The sequence below is a fragment of the Vibrio sp. 1562 genome, assembly GCF_033340155.1.
Lineage (GTDB): Bacteria > Pseudomonadota > Gammaproteobacteria > Enterobacterales > Vibrionaceae > Vibrio > Vibrio alginolyticus.
Genome location: NZ_JAWOVY010000327.1, coordinates 1 through 710 on the forward strand (window position 1 = coordinate 1; position 710 = coordinate 710).

At 46.9% G+C, this 710-nt stretch carries 1 pseudogene; it reads right to left on the bottom strand.

The features are described from left to right. Positions 1 to 710 (bottom strand): annotated as a pseudogene (locus R7Z49_RS24975) (cadherin repeat domain-containing protein); the annotation flags it as partial.

The following is a 710-nucleotide window of genomic DNA, read 5'->3' on the forward strand; positions in this document are numbered from 1 at the left end:
CTTAAGACGATATTCGCCCGCGGTATCCACTTCTAAGTTGCCATCCTTCATTCGAAGACCTTCAGGCAACCCACCAATCAGACTGACTTTGCCTTTCTGACCAGCAAACGTCATTGGAATAGCCAGTTTAGGCTGATAAGTGAGAGGCATTTGCACGTCTTTCATTACCTGCTGAGGTGCGCGTTCGATTTCAATGTTGAAGCGGGTTTTACTTGCTGGATAATTACGCAAGTCGTATTCGTAGGCTTCAACTTCTGCGCTACCAACACCTTTGATCAACAACGCTTCACCATCCGTAGTTTTAGCGACAACATCTTCACCATTGATGATGCGATATCCATAATCGCCGCGAGCGTGCGCAACTTGAGGGAAAATGCGTCCACCGTCTTCATACGTCTTAGCAATATTCGCAACACTGATGGCTTGACGTTGACCTGGTTTCACATCGACCACAACCTGAGCGGCTTGCTGCTTGTTTAAGAAAGCATCGCTGTATGTTGCTGTCGCCTCGACGGTTACCTGACCAACGTTGTGGATCAAAAGCAAACCCGTTTCTGGGTTTAGTAACTCGGCAACCTCGTTGTCTGGCTCGCCGCACAAAATTTTGTAAGTGATAGTTTGCGTTTCAACTTTATCCAAACGTGAAGGCGCTAAGGTTAATCCGTCTCGATACTCAGCTTCGATTAAGGCAAATTTAAATAGCGCAGCAC